This window comes from Methanothermococcus thermolithotrophicus DSM 2095 (assembly GCF_000376965.1).
Lineage (GTDB): Archaea > AGJL01 > Methanococci > Methanococcales > Methanococcaceae > Methanothermococcus > Methanothermococcus thermolithotrophicus.
The window spans coordinates 65,325-83,766 of the sequence record NZ_AQXV01000054.1 but is presented as its reverse complement, the minus strand read 5'-3'; the positions used below and the strand labels follow the sequence as shown (position 1 = coordinate 83,766).

Annotated in this window: 20 protein-coding genes; 10 read left to right on the top strand and 10 right to left on the bottom strand. The window is 33.4% G+C overall.

The features are described from left to right. Window positions 1-231 precede the first annotated feature (231 nt). The 4 genes from F555_RS0107445 to F555_RS0107430 all read left to right on the top strand — a co-directional run bounded on the left by F555_RS0107445 (window position 232) and on the right by F555_RS0107430 (window position 3,349). The gene (locus tag F555_RS0107445) at window positions 232-774 is read left to right on the top strand and encodes a tRNA (cytidine(56)-2'-O)-methyltransferase (protein ID WP_018154594.1); all 543 of its coding nucleotides are present in this window, start codon (window positions 232-234) and stop codon (window positions 772-774) included. A 280-nt stretch (window positions 775-1,054) separates the two neighbouring features. Further along, the gene (gene dcd, locus F555_RS0107440) at window positions 1,055-1,678 is read left to right on the top strand and encodes a dCTP deaminase (protein WP_018154593.1); all 624 of its coding nucleotides are present in this window, start codon (window positions 1,055-1,057) and stop codon (window positions 1,676-1,678) included. An 18-nt stretch (window positions 1,679-1,696) separates the two neighbouring features. Beyond that, a complete protein-coding gene (locus tag F555_RS0107435; protein WP_018154592.1) occupies window positions 1,697-3,073 on the top strand; it encodes a PFL family protein in 1,377 nt (458 codons plus the stop codon). 108 nt (window positions 3,074-3,181) lie between these two features. Continuing rightward, on the top strand, window positions 3,182-3,349 hold the full coding sequence (locus F555_RS0107430; protein WP_018154591.1) for a preprotein translocase subunit Sec61beta: 168 nt from the start codon (window positions 3,182-3,184) through the stop codon (window positions 3,347-3,349). Window positions 3,350-3,580: 231 nt separating this feature from the next. Here F555_RS0107430 and F555_RS0107425 read toward each other — a convergent pair whose 3' ends face one another. The 9 genes from F555_RS0107425 to ftsZ all read right to left on the bottom strand — a co-directional run bounded on the left by F555_RS0107425 (window position 3,581) and on the right by ftsZ (window position 10,961). After that, complete coding sequence (locus F555_RS0107425) at window positions 3,581-3,898, bottom strand: transcription factor S (RefSeq protein ID WP_018154590.1); 318 nt, start codon at window positions 3,896-3,898, stop codon at window positions 3,581-3,583. Between the two features lie 4 nt (window positions 3,899-3,902). Then, entirely contained in the window at window positions 3,903-4,325 is a 423-nt protein-coding gene (locus F555_RS0107420) for an NUDIX domain-containing protein (RefSeq protein ID WP_018154589.1), read from the bottom strand. A gap of 201 nt (window positions 4,326-4,526) precedes the next feature. Next, window positions 4,527-5,960 carry a TrkH family potassium uptake protein gene (locus F555_RS0107415; protein ID WP_018154588.1) on the bottom strand — a complete coding sequence of 478 codons (1,434 nt, stop codon included), beginning with the start codon at window positions 5,958-5,960 and terminating at the stop codon, window positions 4,527-4,529. Window positions 5,961-5,999: 39 nt separating this feature from the next. Next, window positions 6,000-6,941 (bottom strand): 2-phosphoglycerate kinase, encoded by a 942-nt coding sequence (locus F555_RS0107410; RefSeq protein ID WP_018154587.1) that lies wholly within the window; start codon window positions 6,939-6,941, stop codon window positions 6,000-6,002. Between the two features lie 153 nt (window positions 6,942-7,094). Continuing rightward, window positions 7,095-8,108, bottom strand: coding sequence for an adenylosuccinate synthetase (locus tag F555_RS0107405; protein WP_018154586.1), 1,014 nt, complete (start codon window positions 8,106-8,108; stop codon window positions 7,095-7,097). Between the two features lie 236 nt (window positions 8,109-8,344). Beyond that, window positions 8,345-8,827: a 50S ribosomal protein L11 gene (locus F555_RS0107400; RefSeq protein WP_018154585.1), complete on the bottom strand. Its 483-nt coding sequence runs from the start codon at window positions 8,825-8,827 to the stop codon at window positions 8,345-8,347. Between the two features lie 140 nt (window positions 8,828-8,967). Beyond that, on the bottom strand, window positions 8,968-9,411 hold the full coding sequence (locus F555_RS0107395; RefSeq protein WP_018154584.1) for a transcription elongation factor Spt5: 444 nt from the start codon (window positions 9,409-9,411) through the stop codon (window positions 8,968-8,970). Window positions 9,412-9,609: 198 nt separating this feature from the next. Then, complete coding sequence (locus F555_RS0107390) at window positions 9,610-9,849, bottom strand: protein translocase SEC61 complex subunit gamma (RefSeq protein WP_018154583.1); 240 nt, start codon at window positions 9,847-9,849, stop codon at window positions 9,610-9,612. A gap of 29 nt (window positions 9,850-9,878) precedes the next feature. Then, on the bottom strand, window positions 9,879-10,961 hold the full coding sequence (ftsZ, locus tag F555_RS0107385) for a cell division protein FtsZ (RefSeq protein WP_018154582.1): 1,083 nt from the start codon (window positions 10,959-10,961) through the stop codon (window positions 9,879-9,881). Between the two features lie 288 nt (window positions 10,962-11,249). Between ftsZ and F555_RS0107380 the strand changes: the two genes are divergently transcribed. Both F555_RS0107380 and F555_RS0107375 read left to right on the top strand, forming a co-directional pair. Further along, window positions 11,250-12,347 (top strand): DNA topoisomerase IV subunit A, encoded by a 1,098-nt coding sequence (locus F555_RS0107380; RefSeq protein ID WP_018154581.1) that lies wholly within the window; start codon window positions 11,250-11,252, stop codon window positions 12,345-12,347. A 296-nt stretch (window positions 12,348-12,643) separates the two neighbouring features. Beyond that, window positions 12,644-13,864 carry a 2,3-bisphosphoglycerate-independent phosphoglycerate mutase gene (locus tag F555_RS0107375; RefSeq protein ID WP_018154580.1) on the top strand — a complete coding sequence of 407 codons (1,221 nt, stop codon included), beginning with the start codon at window positions 12,644-12,646 and terminating at the stop codon, window positions 13,862-13,864. Between the two features lie 40 nt (window positions 13,865-13,904). Here F555_RS0107375 and twy1 read toward each other — a convergent pair whose 3' ends face one another. Then, window positions 13,905-14,849, bottom strand: a complete 945-nt coding sequence (gene twy1, locus F555_RS0107370; RefSeq protein WP_018154579.1) for a 4-demethylwyosine synthase TYW1 — start codon at window positions 14,847-14,849, stop codon at window positions 13,905-13,907. 228 nt (window positions 14,850-15,077) lie between these two features. Here twy1 and F555_RS0107365 point away from each other — a divergent pair, with 228 nt between their 5' ends. The 4 genes from F555_RS0107365 to F555_RS0107350 all read left to right on the top strand — a co-directional run bounded on the left by F555_RS0107365 (window position 15,078) and on the right by F555_RS0107350 (window position 18,418). After that, a complete protein-coding gene (locus tag F555_RS0107365; RefSeq protein WP_018154578.1) occupies window positions 15,078-15,521 on the top strand; it encodes a V4R domain-containing protein in 444 nt (147 codons plus the stop codon). A gap of 266 nt (window positions 15,522-15,787) precedes the next feature. Next, complete coding sequence (locus F555_RS0107360) at window positions 15,788-16,477, top strand: molybdopterin-guanine dinucleotide biosynthesis protein MobB (RefSeq protein WP_018154577.1); 690 nt, start codon at window positions 15,788-15,790, stop codon at window positions 16,475-16,477. Between the two features lie 336 nt (window positions 16,478-16,813). Continuing rightward, window positions 16,814-17,101 (top strand): ArsR/SmtB family transcription factor, encoded by a 288-nt coding sequence (locus F555_RS0107355; protein WP_018154576.1) that lies wholly within the window; start codon window positions 16,814-16,816, stop codon window positions 17,099-17,101. A 216-nt stretch (window positions 17,102-17,317) separates the two neighbouring features. Continuing rightward, window positions 17,318-18,418, top strand: a complete 1,101-nt coding sequence (locus F555_RS0107350; protein WP_018154575.1) for an OBG GTPase family GTP-binding protein — start codon at window positions 17,318-17,320, stop codon at window positions 18,416-18,418. Window positions 18,419-18,442 lie beyond the last annotated feature (24 nt).

Sequence of the window (18,442 nt, the reverse complement as noted above, 5' to 3'; positions counted from 1 at the left end):
ACTAATTTTATAGCCATAGTCGTTTACGGAATTTATGTTAGTATTCAACCACGATAAAATTTAAGTTGAGAACATATATTATTTAAATTTACTAAACACCCTCCTACTTTAAATTTATACAGTATGTACTACACATTTGAAATAACCATTAACCATAAAATCGATTTAAAACAAAAACTCAAAAACAAAGTTCAGAATATATGCATAAATTTAAAATTTTTAGGTGATTGAATGAATGTTGAAATTTTAAGGCTTGGGCACAGAGGTGAACGGGATAAGAGAATCTCGACCCATGTTGCATTGACTGCAAGGGCATTAGGTGCCAGTAAAATAATATTCAGTACGGAAGATTCCCATGTTAGAGAGAGTGTAAACAGGATTGTAGAAAGCTGGGGTGGGAACTTTAAATTTGAAGTTGTGAGCTCTTGGAGGTCATATATTAAAAAATTTAAAGATAACAACGGACTAGTTGTTCATCTAACAATGTATGGTGAAAATGTCAACGAAGCCATGGATAAGATAAAAAACGAGATGAAGCAAGAAAAACATAGGTTGATTGTAATCATAGGGGCAGAAAAAGTTCCAAGAGAAGCTTATGATCTTGCAGACTACAATGTTTCTATAGGGAATCAGCCACATTCAGAGGTTGCAGCTTTGGCTATCTTTTTAGATAGATTGTTTGAGGGAAAAACACTATATAAAGAATACGAGGATGCAAAAATTAAAGTAAATCCTTCAGAAAAGGAAAAATCAGTTGTTATACAGAAGGACTAACCTACATCTTTAAATTATTTATTTCCATAATTACTTAGTTAAATTTAAATTATTTTGATGGTATTGTAATAATGGTGATTGCAAACGATGATTACATTAATTAATTTGTAATTATGGACGGATCATGTTGCTCAGAGATCGGACAATCCTAACGGTTTATAACTCTCTTCGTTTCGCTCAGAGATAAATAAAAATCGGAGATTTTCATAGCCCGTTAAGGGTGTTGAAAACCGTTAGGTTTTCATAGGATCTCTTCGCTTTGCTCAGAGATGGTGAAATAATGATGTTAAGTGATAAAGACATATTAGATTACATTAATTCAGAAAGAATTGTTATTGAACCTTTTAATCCAGACTTTGTTGGACCGTGTTCTTATGACGTCACATTAGGGGATGAATTTATAATTTACACAGATGAAGTCTATGATTTAAAGAAAAAACGAGGGTACAGGAAATTTAAAATAGACAACTCGATAATGGTGTGCCCATTGTACCATCACTTAGATGAAAAAATAATAGAAACATATAAAGAAAAGTATGATGTTGATTATGTTATAAGTGGAGGCTTATTGGGAACTACCAATGAATACATAGAACTACCAAATGATGTATGCGCGCAATATCAGGGTAGAAGTAGCTTTGGTAGGGTCTTTTTACAATCACATCAAACTGCTGGTTGGATAGATTCTGGATTTAAGGGTAAGATCACCCTTGAAATTGTGGCCTACGATAAACCAGTCATACTGTATAAAAACCAAAGAATAGGGCAACTAATATTTAGTAAAACACTATCCCCTGCAGATATTGGATATTCTGAAAGAAAGGCTTCAAAGTATGCTGGCCAGAACTCTGTAATGCCATCATTAATACATACTGAAACTATCCAAAAACCGGATAAATTTTAATCAATAGAGGTGAGAAAAATGTACGTTCCTGAAGAAATTGTTGAAACTATTAAAATGATCGAATATGAAAATTTGGATATTAGAACTACAACATTGGGTGTTAACTTAAAAGATTGTATAGATAAGGACATAGACACACTGAAAGAAAATATATACAACAAGATCACATCACTTGCAGATAATCTCGTTGAAACTGCAGAAGTGGTATCTCAGAAATACGGGATACCTATTGTAAATAAGAGACTGTCTGTAACTCCAATAGGACTCATTGTTGGAAGTGCATTAAAGGATATGGATAGGGAAGAGGGAATAAAGGCTTGTGTAGAGGTCGGTGAAACACTTGATAAGGTGGCAAAAAAGGTAAATGTGGATTTTATTGGAGGATACACTGCATTAGTCCATAAAAGCATAACAAGAGAAGAATCCATACTTATAGACTCCATACCGTATATGATGGAAAAAACAGAAAAGGTATGCTCTTCAGTTAATGTTGGAACTACAAAATCTGGAATAAACATGGATGCCGTTAAAAGAATGGGAGAGATTATCAAAGAAACTTCCTTAATAACAAAAGACGGTATAGGGTGTGCAAAACTCGTTGTATTCACAAACGTTCCTGAAGATAATCCTTTCATGGCAGGTGCATTCCACGGAGTTGGAGAAGGAGATGCCACCCTAAATGTTGGGGTTTCTGGTCCAGGTGTTGTGAGGGCCGTTGTTGAAAAACTCAAAGGTAAGGATATTGGTACAATAAGCAATGAAATAAAGAAGACTGCATTTAAAATTACAAGAGTTGGAGAGTTAGTTGGAAGAGAAGTTGCAAAGGAATTAAATGTGGAATTTGGAATTATTGATCTTTCATTGGCACCTACACCGGCACCTGGAGATAGTATTGCCAATATATTGGAAGCTATGGGACTTGAAAAATGTGGAACCCATGGAACTACAGCAGCTCTTGCACTTTTGAATGATGCAGTTAAAAAAGGAGGAGCCATGGCTTCAAGTTATGTAGGTGGATTAAGTGGTGCATTTATACCAGTTAGTGAAGATGCAGGCATGATAGAAGCTGTTGAAGCAGGTTCGTTGAATTTAGAAAAACTCGAAGCAATGACTTGTGTATGTTCCGTAGGTTTGGATATGATTGCAATCCCTGGAAAAACTCCTGCTTCAACAATATCTGCAATAATAGCTGATGAGATGGCCATAGGAATGGTAAATAGAAAAACAACTGCAGTTAGGATAATTCCGGTTCCAGGAAAAGATGTAGGAGATTGTGTAGAATACGGCGGTTTACTTGGAAGAGCTCCGATAATGCCTGTGAATGAATATTCATCAGAGGAGTTTATAAACAGAGGAGGAAGGATACCTGCCCCTATTCACTCATTAACCAACTAAAAATATTTTCAATCACATTTTGAAGTTATATGTGTATGCCTATTCACTTAACTATAGGAAAGGTTTATAATGAATAATTAAAAAAGTATATATTGTTAAGGTGATATCTTGGCAAGGAAAAAAAATGATGATGCAGGGCTCAGTACAAGCGCAGGGCTTGTAAGATATATGGATCAAGATGTTTCAAAAATAAAAATAGAGCCTGAAAAGGTCATAGGAATTACATTTGCGATAATTGTACTGGAAGCCATTTTAAACTATGGAATTTTTATATAATCCTTTTTACGAACGAAGTGAGTAAATCAGCAAATCCGAAGGATTTGTGCAATTAAATTAACTTTTTTAAAATTTTAAGACTAATTTTATACTACAATAATACTATAAAAAATAAATGTTGAGTATAGTGGTTTGCAGTTTTAATTAACTATTCCATATTAGTTAAAACTAAATTAAGCAGAATTACTTTATTTTTAATTATTAGTTCAATAAGTAATGCACACCACTATATTAGTCGTATTCTCTCCAGGTGTGTCCACATTTTTTACACTTGTAAAATCTTGTTTCAGGTTCATCTGCACATCTTGTTTGTTGCAACCACCAGGAAGCTTCCATGTTTCCACATGAAGGACATTCTATTCTTGTTGTTGGTAGTGTATCAACATCTTCAATTACTGTTACTTCCTGTTTTTTAGCTTCTATCTTTTCCTTTAATTCGTATTCTTCTGTTCTGTTTCCTAACTCTTCTTCAAAACCGCAAACTGTACATTTCAACCTTCCATTTTTTGGTAACATTATATTGTTACATTTTGGACAAAATTCCACCATTATCTCACCTTTTTAAATTAATCGTTTTAAGATAATCATCTATTATTTTTTGATGATCAAATGCAATTTTCAGTTTTTTGATTTCATCAATATCAAATAATTTTGCATCTTTTGCATCATCGGCACCCTTTAGGGTACCTCCAACAGGATCTAAAACATAAACTATTGAAACTGTATGCCCCCTGGGATCTCTATCTGGGTCAGAGTAAACACCCAGTAGTTTTTTTACCGTAGTTTCTAGATTAGTCTCTTCTTTAATCTCCCTTACAACGGCATTTTCTACGGTTTCGCCATACTCAACAAAACCCCCTGGAAGTGCCCAGAAATCCTTAAATGGAGGATTCTTCCTTTTTATTAAAACTATTTTATTATCAACATCAATAATCCCATCAACAGTTAATAATGGCGATTTATGTTTAGTAATCATAATATTTCCCTCGTATCGAATGAAGTGAGGAAGACGTAAACTAAGGTTATAAGTTTCTCACTTCCGACATTCGAAAAGCTACAAATCGTTAGGTTTTTTACTCAATAATGTGAATAAAAACTAGTTTACAAAGAAAATATAAATTTTGAATTAAAGAGACGGTATTATATTATTTATAACTTTCGGAATGGTTTAAGGTTATCAATTCTCATTTTGTTCAAAATTTCTTGTTTTAATATCTTTGATTTTCAATATAGTAGGTAATATAATAAGTACATAAATAGGTATTATTTCCAACCTACCAACCCACATAAAGAAAATCCCAATTAACTTTGCAAATGGATGTAGCTCATGATTTACTATATTCACAGATAGTCCTATGTTTGCCACCAGTGAAACCGATTCAAAAATAGATCTATATGGATCATAACCTAAAGAGATAAGCACAAGAGCTCCGACTAAATAATGAAAAACGTATGCAAAAGCTATTATAAATGAGTCTATAATAAGATTTGAACTCAGCGGATTATCTCCAAGTTTTTTGTGTATTACAGTATTTTGTGGAAATACGGCTTCTTTTAACCTATAATAGAAGCTCTTGAACATTATTACAAGCCTTATTAATTTTATACCTCCAGTAGTTGTACCAGTGGAGCCACCTATGGCCATGATAAAAATCAATAGTGCAAGTGAAGTATTACTTAAATCCGAAATATTCACTGTAGAGTACCCGGTACTCGTCATTGCAGAAACCACGGTAAAAACAGCATCTAACGGACCTACTCCCGATGATATCACAAGAACAGATGCTACAAACAATATTAAGGGGATCGAAACTTTTGTTTGAATATCATTTATCCATCTACCGGTCAATATCTTATGATGAACGGCAAAGGAAACGATACCTCCAATGAACATTATTAATATCATTATAACCTTTGAAAGACTATTGTAGGGAAAACTATCATTACTAATACTCATCCCGCCAGTGGATATACCACACATGCATATGTTTATAGATTCCCACAGTGTTAGACCGCTTAAATAAAGTAGGGTTATTCCTAAAGAAGTGTATAACAAATAAATTTGCCATATCTTCCTAACTGTACTACCGGTACTTGGTAATATTTTTTCTTCCCTGGCTTCGGCTCTATAATATGCCGAAGCTCCGGCTTTGGAAAGTATGGTAATAACCATTACAAGAACTCCTACACCACCTACCCACTGTTCCATGCTCCTCCAAATCTGTAATGTACGGGGTAAACTTTCAACATCATTTATTAAACTAAATCCGGTAGTTGTCCATGCAGACATGCTTTCAAAAACAGAATCCAAATAACTAAAATTTTCCAATCCTAAACTAAAAGGTATAGCACCAACCAAAGACGCCATTAACCAGGACAATGCTGAAATTACCATGGCGTGTTTTAACATAATATTTACTGGTTTGGTGAATGTTTTAATTATAAGTCCTGTAATTATTGCAAACATTGCGGGATATACGAAGTAAAAAATTGTTTCTCCATAGTATAATCCAACAAGGATAGGGATTACCATTATAAGTCCAATAAATGATAATAAAACACCTAACTCATGTAAGATTCCAATAATATCCTTCTTTTTAAATACCCGCATAAATACCCCCAAAAAATAAAACATTAAATCATATTGGTGTTAATAGAGCTCCCTATCATCACCATTTTCATCTAAATCATTGAACTTCTCAGTTATAATCTCCAGGCATTCACTTACCGTATCACTTATTGAAACGTTTTCTATTACTGGGACATTATTTTCCTCTGCCCTGGCCACAATGTAGTTATTTATTTTTCTTATAATTTCAAAGTGCCTTAGGTATCTTTCCATTGGCCTATCACTAACTTTTGCCCTTGCAGCAAACCTTTTTTTATGTATCTCCTCAGAGCTCAGGGTTAGAACCAACGATATTACATTTGGCATTGATCTGTATTTTTCACCTATTAAACCTGGAACTATGTGGGTACCTTCAATAATAACACTCGAACCTTCAGTCAAGCTTCTATCAATAATACTTTCAATACCTATTAAAACAGGTTCCACATGCCTTTCAAAACCTAATATATGTTTATCATATCCGCACCCTTCTTCTTCCGAAATTGAGGTCCTAAGTGCTTTCCAGGCAGTATATGATGACTCATAAAGCATAGGTACTAAATCTCTGGATATACTCCTTCTCATAACCTCTCTTATAGAATCGGTACCTATAACACTCGGTATTCCTAACCTTGAAGCCAATTCAAACGCTATTGTAGAAGTTCCTGCACCACTGGCCCCCCCAATAAGTATAATGATTGAATGTTTACTTAATATTCTTCTCCATAGTAGATACTTTTCAGCGATGTGCTCATAGTCTTTAGTTATAAGCGTGTAATAGATCCTCTTTCTAAGTTCGTCCTTTGTTATAGTCTTTAACCCTTCTTCCTTTAGATTTTTTTCTATTTCTTTTGCTAACATATAGGCTTCACTAGGTCGCATACCTGCAGCTGTTAAAGATCTAGCTAAAAGACCCTTTGAAAATGGCATCTCGTAATTCTTATCTATCACCAATATTTTATTGGTTATCTTCTCAAATTCCATTACTATCCCTTATTAAGATTAATATTTAAAAATACAATAAATCAACGTAATTTAAAAATGATAAAAATAGTTATAATTTTTTGATATTAAAATATATATGTAGGGTATTACAAATCTATATATTTACAATTAAACGATCATATTGGATATATTTTACTCCCTAAGATCAATTGTCTGGTGAAGCTCCGGACCTGTGGAGATGACTGTAACTGATACGCCCACTTTTTCTTCAATTTCTTTTATGAATTCTTTGGCTTTTTCAGTTAAATCTTCATAGTTTGTAACACCATAGCATTTATCATCGTATTTATCCAAACATGTAAGAGCTATCTGTGTAGCTCCATTTAACCTACATACCTTTTTAGCCAGTTCAAAATCAAAATGGCCGACCCTTCTTCTTCTACCTGTAACAGTACCGTACTCAACAATTCCTAGTTTTTCTGCCTCTTCCACTGACATTTCAGTTGGGAACGGACCCTCTCCAACTCTTGTAGGGTATGATTTAAACACTACAATAACTTGGTCAATTTTTGTAGGGCCTACTCCAACATCAGCTGCAAAAGATGATGCAGTGGTATCCTTTGAAGTAACGTAAGGATAGTTCCCATAGTACAACGAAAGTAAGGAGCCTTGGGTACCTTCAATTAAAACATTCTTTCCAGCATCCAATGCATCGTTTACCTCTTCAGAAACATCTCCTAAAAAGTCCTTTAGAGCTTCAACATCTTTTCCCTGTTTTAAAGTTCTCATTGCCCTATCTACATTTGCAGGACCGCATCCAGTTCCTGTGGAACCAATTTCTTTTGAAAGATGGACGTTTGATCTATCCATTTCCTTATGTTTAGGTTCGATAATTCCGCATCTGTAGTCTACAATCAATCTCTCTCTAACATTGAATTTCTCGAGCATTTCTACTTCCTTTAAGAGAACCTCAGGGTCCGTTAAAACCCCCGCACCAATTGCAAGTTTGGATTTTTTGTTTGGAAATCCTGTGGGAATCATTCTTATTCCGTACTTTTCTCCATCAACCTCAACGGTATGTCCTGCATTTGGACCTACTCCTCCTCTTGCAATTATTGCAGGATTATCCTTTTCACAAAGGTAACTAACTATTTTTCCTTTTCCTTCATCGCCCCACTGGCCACCTACTATTATAGTGCATGTCATCTAAAGACCTCCTTGAATTAACCCTTATCTAATCTATCAATAAATTATTTAAAGATTTTGTATTACAAGTCGTTTAACTTCTTACAGATATACAACATATGACGCCGCATATGTGGTAGATACTCGTCTTTTGGTTCAAGGTATTGTGAACACGCCTCGGAAATTTTTAGTTTTATTTTTGTAATGAATCTAAATGAATAAATATATTGGGACAAAAAATAAAAAAATATAATTATTTATTCGTTGAAGTAGCTGTCGAATTCTCCAGCATCAATTAATTTTTGTACTTCTTTTGGATCTTTTCCTTCTACATTAACACCTAATGAAACACAGGTTCCTATAACTTCTTTTGTAGCATTTTTTAAGTCAAAAGAAAGCATTGCATCTTTTTTCATTTTTGCTACTTTTACAGCTTGTTCCATTGACAAGTTCCCTACTATTTGGTGTTTTGGTTCTTGTGAACCTTTTTCTAATCCCAATTCTTTTTTTATCAAAGCAGTTGCTGGTGGAATACCAACTTCTACTTCAAATGATCTTTTTTCAGTATCAACAATAACTTTAACAGGTACGTTCATTCCTTCGTAGTCTTTTGTTTTACTGTTGATTTCATTAACTACTTGCATTATGTTTACACCTAATGGACCGATTGCTGGCCCTAATGGTGGCCCTGCAGTAGCTTTTCCACCTGTCACAAGTATTTCTACAACTTCTGTGGCCATGTCATCACCTCAATATAAAATCGTGTTTAATACCACGCTATACTAATCATTAAACTTCTTAATCTTATTTATAAATATTATATTTAAAACTTACTACTTTATATTGTGTTGTTCAGTATTATGTACTATTGTATATCTTATTAATGGTCTGTTTTGGATACTATTCTTACCTGTTCTATTCCAACAGTTATTGGAATTGGAACCGCTGCATCCATCAACTCTAATGTTATCTCTTCTTTGTTTTTATCTACTCTTGTAACTCTTGCCTTTTCCCCTTTGAATGGTCCAGCAATGAGCTCGATAACATCTCCCTTATCTATGTTTTCGATTATCTTAGTTGGCGTTAAAAGGTGTTCAAGTTCGTTTACTGAAGATTCTCCAGGGACGATGCCCTTTACTTTGAATGTTTTTCTTACGAGCTCTTCCACCGCACCTCTGTTAGATGCTTCGACAAGTATGTATCCTTTTAAGTCTTCTGTAGCAAGTATTGAAAAAATTTCCAGTCCTTCTTTTTCAGCTTTTGAAGCCAAGGACTCTGCAACGTTTCTTTCCTGACCTGTTGTAGTTCTTACAGCAAAAATCATAATATCACCAAAATTAGAAATTATATAAATGAAACCATTTAAAAACGTATTTTATTAATCCCATTAAGTTTTTAAATGGTTTCAAAGTTTTCACTATATATCAATCAAAGATATAATTTAGATCAAAATAAATCATTAAGTAAAAAAGAATTATGAGTTAACCTACAATAGGTCGTCCTTTATAGTATTTATAATTTATTAGGGTTTTATTAACCCTTTTATATAGGTTATAGGTACATGGATTATAAACCCAAGAGCTCCTAGGACACAAATTCCAAGACCTGTAACTTTTGATATGGTTAGAAACTCCTCTCTTGTAGGTTTTCTAGAAACCATTAACACTCTTTTACATTGTTGAAGAAAATCTTTTAATTCATTGACTTTGGAATCCAAATCCATATTAGGTTTTTTAACACTCGTTTTTTTTACTGCAGCCAAGTTTATCCCCTACTAACTATTAAAAACTATTAGATTTTTGGAATATCCACAAGGTACTTTTTCTTAGTAACGTCTATTGTGTATGTTCCCTCTGATTTCGTACCGGTAATAATCAATAATACTCTTAAAGAGTTTTCAATTGACTCATCAATTGTGGTACCCCAAATAATAATAGCATTCTCATCCAATCTTTCTGAAACTGTTGACACTATTTCTTTTGTTTCTTCTAAGCTCATATCTTCTGGACCGGTGATATGAATAAGAGCTCCTGTAGCACCATCCACATCTACACAAAGTAATGGGCTGTTCAATGCTTCGTTTATTGCTTCTTTTGCTCTCTTCTCTGAGTCACTTTCACCAATACCCATCATTGCTATTCCGCCGTTACTCATAACTGCCCTTACATCAGCGAAATCTACGTGAATATCTCCAGCGTTTTGTACTAATTCAACCATTCCTTTAACAGAGTTTATTAAAACTTCATCAGCTACTTTAAAGGCAGTTCTCAAAGGCATGTTTGGAACAATTTCCAATAATTTATCATTTGGAATGATAACTATGGTGTCTGCAACTTCTTTTAATTTGTTTAAACCAGCTAAGGCGTTATTCATTCTAATCTTACCTTCCATTGAAAAAGGTAGTGTGACTACAGCAACAGTTAGAGCTCCTAATTTTTTAGATATTTCTGCAACAACTGGTGCACTACCTGTACCAGTACCGCCACCAAGACCACAGGTTATAAATACTAAATCAGAATCTTGGAGCGCTTTTTTAACGTCATCAGCATTTTCTTTCGCAGATTCTTCACCTTTTGCAGGGTCTCCACCTGCACCCAATCCTCTTGTCAGGTTCTTACCAATTAGAACCTTCTCATCAGTCTTAGTTTTTATTAAATGCTGAGCATCTGTATTTATAGCTACAGTCTTTGCCCCATCTATCCCTTCAATTGTTAATCTATGTATGGCATTATTTCCTGCACCACCACAACCTACTACAGTTATTCTAGCTTTGGCATCTTCTATTAATGCCAATAATTCCTTATCAACATCTGAGAGCTCTTGAGGTGAGTCTTCCAAGAACTCTTCTTCAGCAAAATTTTTTAAAAATTTCAAGGTATTACCTCCTCAAAAGTAGTGTGTATGTTTGATCAATATTTTGTAATCTTGTAGGTTTTAAATATGATGGAATTATATATCTGACATGATTTAAATTTTTGTGTCTAGGTATTAATTATATATTATATTCAATCGTCAATATTTAAAATGGATATGTTATAATACTAATATGAGAATTTAATGATTTTAATAGTTATGGTATATGGTAGATAAATGTATTTTAAGTTGGTTATAATTAATATACCAAGTATGTTATTTCTATTAAAAACTTACGGTGAGATATATATGATATCATCAGCAGCGAGAGAAGAAGCCAAGAAAAAGATAATAAATCTTGCAAATGACATGTACGAAAGCATTATCAAAGGTAGCAGACCTAAGATAAAATTTCCAGTTAGAAGTTTAACTAATGCGAGATTTGATGCTGAAAAGGGTACTTTCACACTTATTGGAAAGGAAAAAGTGAGAACATTAACCGTCAATCAGGCAAAAATATTTGCTCAGACAATTAAAATGATGGAGTTTTCAAAAGAATTACTGGATACAAATGATTTTTCCACACTAAGGGAAGCATATTATGTTTCTAAAAACTGGGGAGAAGCTAGATTTGACGATCAGCAGCCTTCAAACAGTGTTATAGAAGACCTTGAAGCTGCTTTAGACTTTTTAAGGGAAGAACTTGGATTCATACCTGAAGAAGATGGTTCATCTGTTGTAGGGCATTTGAAGGTTATAGATAAAACCCCTGAAGGAGAAGAAATAAATGTCGACTGTACAAAATTAGGTAGTGGGGCATACAATATTCCAAATGACGTTACAAAATTAGAGTTTGAAACAGATGCAGATTTTATTTTGGCTATCGAAACGGCAGGTATGTTCGCAAGGTTAAATGCTGAAAAGTTCTGGAAAAAACACAACTGTATTCTAGCGTCCCTAAAAGGTGTTCCGGCAAGGGCTACAAGAAGATTTATAAAAAGATTAAATGAAGAACATGATCTTCCAGTTCTCGTATTCACCGACGGTGACCCTTATGGGTACTTGAACATATATAGGACTTTAAAAGTAGGAAGTGGTAAAGCAGTTCATTTGGCAGGTAAACTTGCAATTCCAGATGCAAGATTAATAGGGGTTACCCCTCAAGATATAGTAGATTACGACTTACCTACCCACCCATTAAAAGAACATGACATTAAAAGATTAAAAGATGGTTTGAAAAACGATGATTTCATAAAGACATTCCCAGAATGGCAAAATGCATTAAATCAAATGCTTGAAATGAAGGTAAGGGCAGAACAACAGTCTTTGGCAAAATATGGTTTAAAGTATGTTGTTGAAGAATACTTGCCAGCAAAAATAGAGGACGAAAAAACATGGTTACCTTAATCCATAAAATCTTTTTTATTTTTTTATAGTGCCTGACATAACAAACTTAATTTTGGATTCAAAACCTTTTTTAAAAGGTTTTGTCTTTGACTATAGTTTCATACTCAATCTCTTAAATGATACATTATCAATAGAAGTTTATATTTTAAAGAAAGTATTAAAGTTATTTTTATTAAATTAACCTAAAATCTAAAGTTTTTAATGTTATTAGATAGAAAATTGAAGATAACCAAAAAATATTAATAAAAACAAGAATATAGCAAATTCAATTTTATGATCTAAAATAGGTGAAACATATGAAAGCTGTTATTATGGTTATTGATGGTTTAGGTGATAGACCAAACGAAAATGGCAATACTCCTTTAAAAGAGGCAAAAACTCCAACAATGGATAGGATAGCAAAGGAAGGTATTTGTGGAATTATGAACGCGGTAGATGTTGGAGTTAGACCTGGGAGCGATACGGCACACTTATCAATATTGGGTTATGACCCTTACACCACCTACACTGGAAGAGGCCCATTTGAAGCTGCTGGAGTGGGAGTTAAAGTAAAACCTGGAGACATTGCATTTAGATGTAATTTCGCCACGATAGATGACAACTTTATAGTTTTAGATAGAAGGGCAGGTAGAATAGCAAACACTGAAGAACTGGAAAAAGAACTGGATGGTTTGGAAATTGACGGTGTTAAGGTAATATTTAAACAATCTGGGGGATACAGGGCTACTTTAGTTTTAAGGGGGGAAGGACTGAGTGACAAGATAACAGATGCCGATCCAAAAAAAGAAGGAAAAAAAGTTAAAGAGATTAAACCACTGGATGGTTCAGAAGAGGCTATAAGAACTGCAGAGATTTTAAACAAAATAATCAGAATATCCTATGAAAAATTTAATAATCACCCAGTAAATGAAGAAAGAAGAAAGGAAGGGCTTCCTGTAGCAAACGTAATACTACCAAGGGGTGTAGGTAAAGTTCCACAGATACAGCCATTTAATGAGAAATATGGCCTAAAAGGTGCATGTATTGCAGGCACGGGATTGATAAAAGGAATTGCCAAAATGCTAAATTTAGATGTTATAGAAGTAGAAGGTGCCACAGGAACTCCTGAAACGGCATTTATGAACAAGGCAAAAGCTCTTGTGGAAGCTTTAAACAATTATGATTTCGTTATAATAAACGTTAAAGGAGCTGACGAAGCTGGACATGATGGTAACTACGAACTTAAAAAAGAAGTTATCGAAAAAATCGATGGAATGTTGGACTACATTATGAAAAATATCGATAAAAAAGAAGTTTACTTTGTACTTACTGGAGACCACTCAACTCCAATAGAGGAAAAAGACCATTCTGCAGACCCAATCCCAATAGTAATTTGGGGAAAAAGTGTAAGAATTGATGACGTTGAAAAATTTGATGAATTTTCAACATACAAGGGCGGTTTAGGAAGGATAAAAGGCACCCATATAATGCCCATATTAATGGATTTAATGGGATTGGCTAAGAAGTATGGGGCATAATGATAATAAACATCCCCTAGTGCAATAAAATCTATTTATTTTAGAATTTCAATTTCGGATCTATCTTTCTATTTTTATTTGTTAATAGAACCACCCTACTGTCAAAGGAATCATCTTCAAGCTTGAATATGCTGTTTTCTTCAACTGTTTTAGCAATATCTAGTATTTCTTCATGTTTAAGCATGTCATCTAAATTCAATCTTTTTCTAGAATAACCCACATTCATGTAGGATTTTATCTCTATAAAGTTAGTATTCGCCATTTCATAGAGCTCTAAAAACTTCAAAATATCATCATTCAAATTCCTTATTACTGTAGTTCTCAAGCATGTTCGCTTCTTATCTTGAAGAATATCGAGGGTTTCAAGAATTCTATTCCAATCAGATTCTTTTCCACCACATATTCTTTTATAGCTTTCTAAATCATAGGCATCCAATGAAACATAAAGTTGAGTAGGCTCTATTTCTTCTATAACTTCAGTTAATATTCCATTCGAAACTACAAATGTTGTTAAACCTCTTTTATGGAAAATTTCAATCAATTCTTTTAGATATGGATAAATGGTAGGTTCTCCAGATAGGGATAGGGCAACGTGTTTAGGATTTAAAGCCTCATTAAACTTTTCTTCACCTATTCTATCTAAAATTCCTTTGTACCCCATTATAACTGTTCTATGCATTTTTAAAATTTGTTCCACGACTTCTTCAGGGTCCTTCCACTGTGGGTTTTTGTAGCCCTCCTGATTTTCTTCTTTTAAATCTGTAGGAAGTACCCTCCAGCAAAATATGCAGTTCTGCTGACACCAGATTGCTGAAGGAGTACATTGTATGCATCTATGGGCATTTATGCCATAAAATTTAGACTTATAACAACTTTTATTCTCCAAAAAGCATTTTCTAACCCAGCCACATAATTTAACAGCACTGTGGTCAGTTATTTGATAGTGTTGTTTTCTTAAAATTTTATAGATATACTCGGGAATCAAAATATCACCGTTTTAAATGATGGTAAAATAGATGTAAGTTACTCTCTTTTATTTATAACGAAATCTACGACATACTATAAATCTACGCATGCTACTTAAGTACCACAATATTATCAATGTCATATATAATGTATGGAGATAAACTTAACTAGTATTATCATTACCAAGTGTTTTGTTAGGATAACCTACATTAGAGAATAATAACCTATCAATTAATGGAGGAATACTATGGCACAAATTCCATTGGATACTTTAAAGAATGCAGATAGACCAATATTAGGCAACGACATAGATATAACTTTATTTAGAATCATTAGATTTGCAGATTTGGAGAAATACCTGGGTGCTGGGGCAAATGCAGTACTTTACGCTTCTGGAAAAAAATTTGGGGAATCATTAGGCCTAAAATCTGTAGATGACATAATTGAATTCTGCAGGGATAATAAAATTGGTATTGTCGAGGTAGTAAACGAAGATCCACTACAAATAAGGGTAAATGAGTGTATAACATGTGCAGGAATGCCTAAAATGGATAAGATATTGTGTCATTTTGAAGGGGGATTTATTGCAGGTTGTTTGGGAAATATACTGGAGAAAAAAATTCATATAAAGGAAACCCACTGTGCAGGGTTGGGCGATGATTTCTGCCAGTTTGAAGTTAAGATATTATAAATAATAAATTTTTTATAAATCTATTTTATAGTGTGTGCAATTTTAATTAACATATACATACATCTAACATTAAAAATAAACTTTATTTATTATTTATATCCTTTAATACATACTACTATAATTCGCTGCATCATTTTAGTTTTTTAAGATAACAACACTACATCCTACTTCCAACCATATAGGAGCTCTACGAATGTGGGGCCCCATAACTATTAAATAATAACATTTAAATATATTAAACATTTTATATAATATTGAGTGATACTATGAGAGTAATAGGGATAATCGGATTAAAAGATACTGGAAAAACAAATTTGATATGTGATATTCTAAAGAATCTTAAAGATATGGATGTCGCAACTGTAAAAAACACTTATAAAGACATATATATAGATAAAGAGGGTACAGATTCCTACAAACATAAACAATATTCAAATGTTGCAGTTTTTTCAACAAACAAACAAACAGCATTTTTTTACGATAGATTATCTCTTGAGGAAATTCTATCCAAACTTGATAATGAATTGGTAATAATAGAAGGTTTTAAAGAACAACTTAAAGATTTAAATATACCAAAAATACTTATAGTTAAGGACGATAATGGTTTGGACTTAGAAGACTCCCAAACCATTATGGTAATCAAAGATTATAAATATGATATCGATGAAGTTGTTAAGAATGTTCTTGAAAAAGCCGTAGTTCCTACATACAATTTAAATTGTGGCCATTGTGGCCATAACTGCAAAATATTTGTGGAAAAAGTTGTGAATGAGGAACTAAGATGGGATCGATGTGTTCTATCAAACGGGATAAAAATCACAGTTAATGGAAAAACGATCCCTGCAAATCCTTTTGTCTCAAAAATTATAAAAAATGCCATTAAAGGAATAGTAAGCTCTTTAAAAGGGGCAGACGATCCAAAAAGTATTTCGATAAGAATAGAAAACGAAAAATAGTTTTATAGTTGTTTGACAAAAAAGTTCATATATAATTTTAAGTAATAGCTGGTGAATTAAAAAATTGTATAAATCTTTCGGACTATCTATCCAACATAGTTGGGTAGATCAACAGCCTAAAAAAACCACTGTGTCCGATGTGATTTCCCACCAACATTCAAATTATAAAAAATATTTTATACACACCTTTTAAAGGGCCATTGTGTCAATTAAGTGTCTAACGACTATTAGACACTCGGCGAACCAAAGTCGATTCACAAACCGCTTGTTATAAACCCTGATTATTTCAAAATATTTAAATGTTAGAATAAACATTATTAGTATGTGGGTGATACCATGGATATTAATGAATCTAAATATGAATATATGGCAGAAGTCTTTAAAGCATTTGCTGATCCTACAAGATTAATGATATTAACATTGCTAAGTGAAAACGAAAGTATGTGTGTTTGTAAAATCATTGATGAATTGAAAAAACCGCAGCCAACAATATCCCACCATTTAAACATTCTAAAAAAATCTGGTATTATAAAGGCTAGAAAAGAAGGCACTTGGAATCACTACTATATTGTAAACCCAAAAGTTAAAGAAATAATGCAAATCATGGATAATGTTGTTGAATAACATACCTCCCAACTAACAAACAATACGCCAGTAGGTTAATTTTATATATGGTCGGTTACTAGGGCTAATCAATATTATTGCATATTTATTGCATGTTTGAGAATTTAGGATAAATATTAGCAATTAATTTACTCCTTTTTTTAATTAAAATTTAAATATTTTTTATTATTTTGGAAATCTCGATGAATTTATAATTTTTTTAAATTTGGTGAAACTATGGGGATTCAAGAGGAAATAAATAGATTAGAGGAAGAAATTAAAAACACACAGTATAACAAAGCCACTCAAAAGCATATAGGTAGATTAAAGGCAAAGCTGGCAAAATTAAGAGATGAGCAGCAGAAGCCCAAAACCGGGGGATCAGGATACTCCTATGCAGTTAGAAAAACCGGGGATGCCACCGTAGCGTTTGTTGGTTTTCCATCAGTTGGTAAATCCACACTATTGAATAAACTCACAAACGCAAATTCAGAAGTTGGAGCATATGCATTTACCACATTAACAATAATTCCAGGGGTTTTAGAACACAAGGGGGCCAAAATACAAGTACTGGATGCTCCAGGTATTATATCAGGAGCTTCCTTTGGTAGAGGTAGGGGAAGTGAAGTTCTTTCAGCAGTTAGAAACGTAGATTTGGTCATGCTTGTTGTAGATGTATTTTCACCAGAACATATTCCAGTTATTGAAAAGGAGTTATACAATGTGGGCATAAGATTGGATCAAAGACCTCCAGACGTTAAAATTGTAAAAAAGGACAGGGGCGGTATTTCAGTAAACACAACACTTCCTCTAACAAAAATAGATGAAGAAACTATTGTAGCAGTTTTAAATGAGCATAAGATACACAATGCAGATATTGTAGTAAGGGACGATATAACAGTGGATCAACTTATTGATGTGGTTATGGACAACAGAGTTTATGTTCCATCCTTGGTTGTAGTCAACAAAATAGATTTAGCTGATAAGGAACAGATAGACAGAATGAAAGAAGTTTTAAAAGATAGACCACACATTTTTGTGTCAGGATATAAGGAAATCAACCTTGAGGAATTAAAGGATAAAATCTTCGAAACCCTGGGATTTATAAAACTATACATGAAACCGCAGGGTAAAAAACCTGATTTGGACGAGCCTTTAATTATTTTAAAGGGCTCCACCGTAGAAGACGTATGTAATAAATTACACAGAGATTTTGTCAAAAATTTCAGGTACGCCCAAGTTTGGGGAAAATCCGCAAAGCATCCAGGTCAAAGGGTTGGACTTGACCATGTTTTAGAGGATGAAGATATTCTAACAATTGTTATAAAGAGGACTTAAAACAATTTAACACTAAAACGGAAA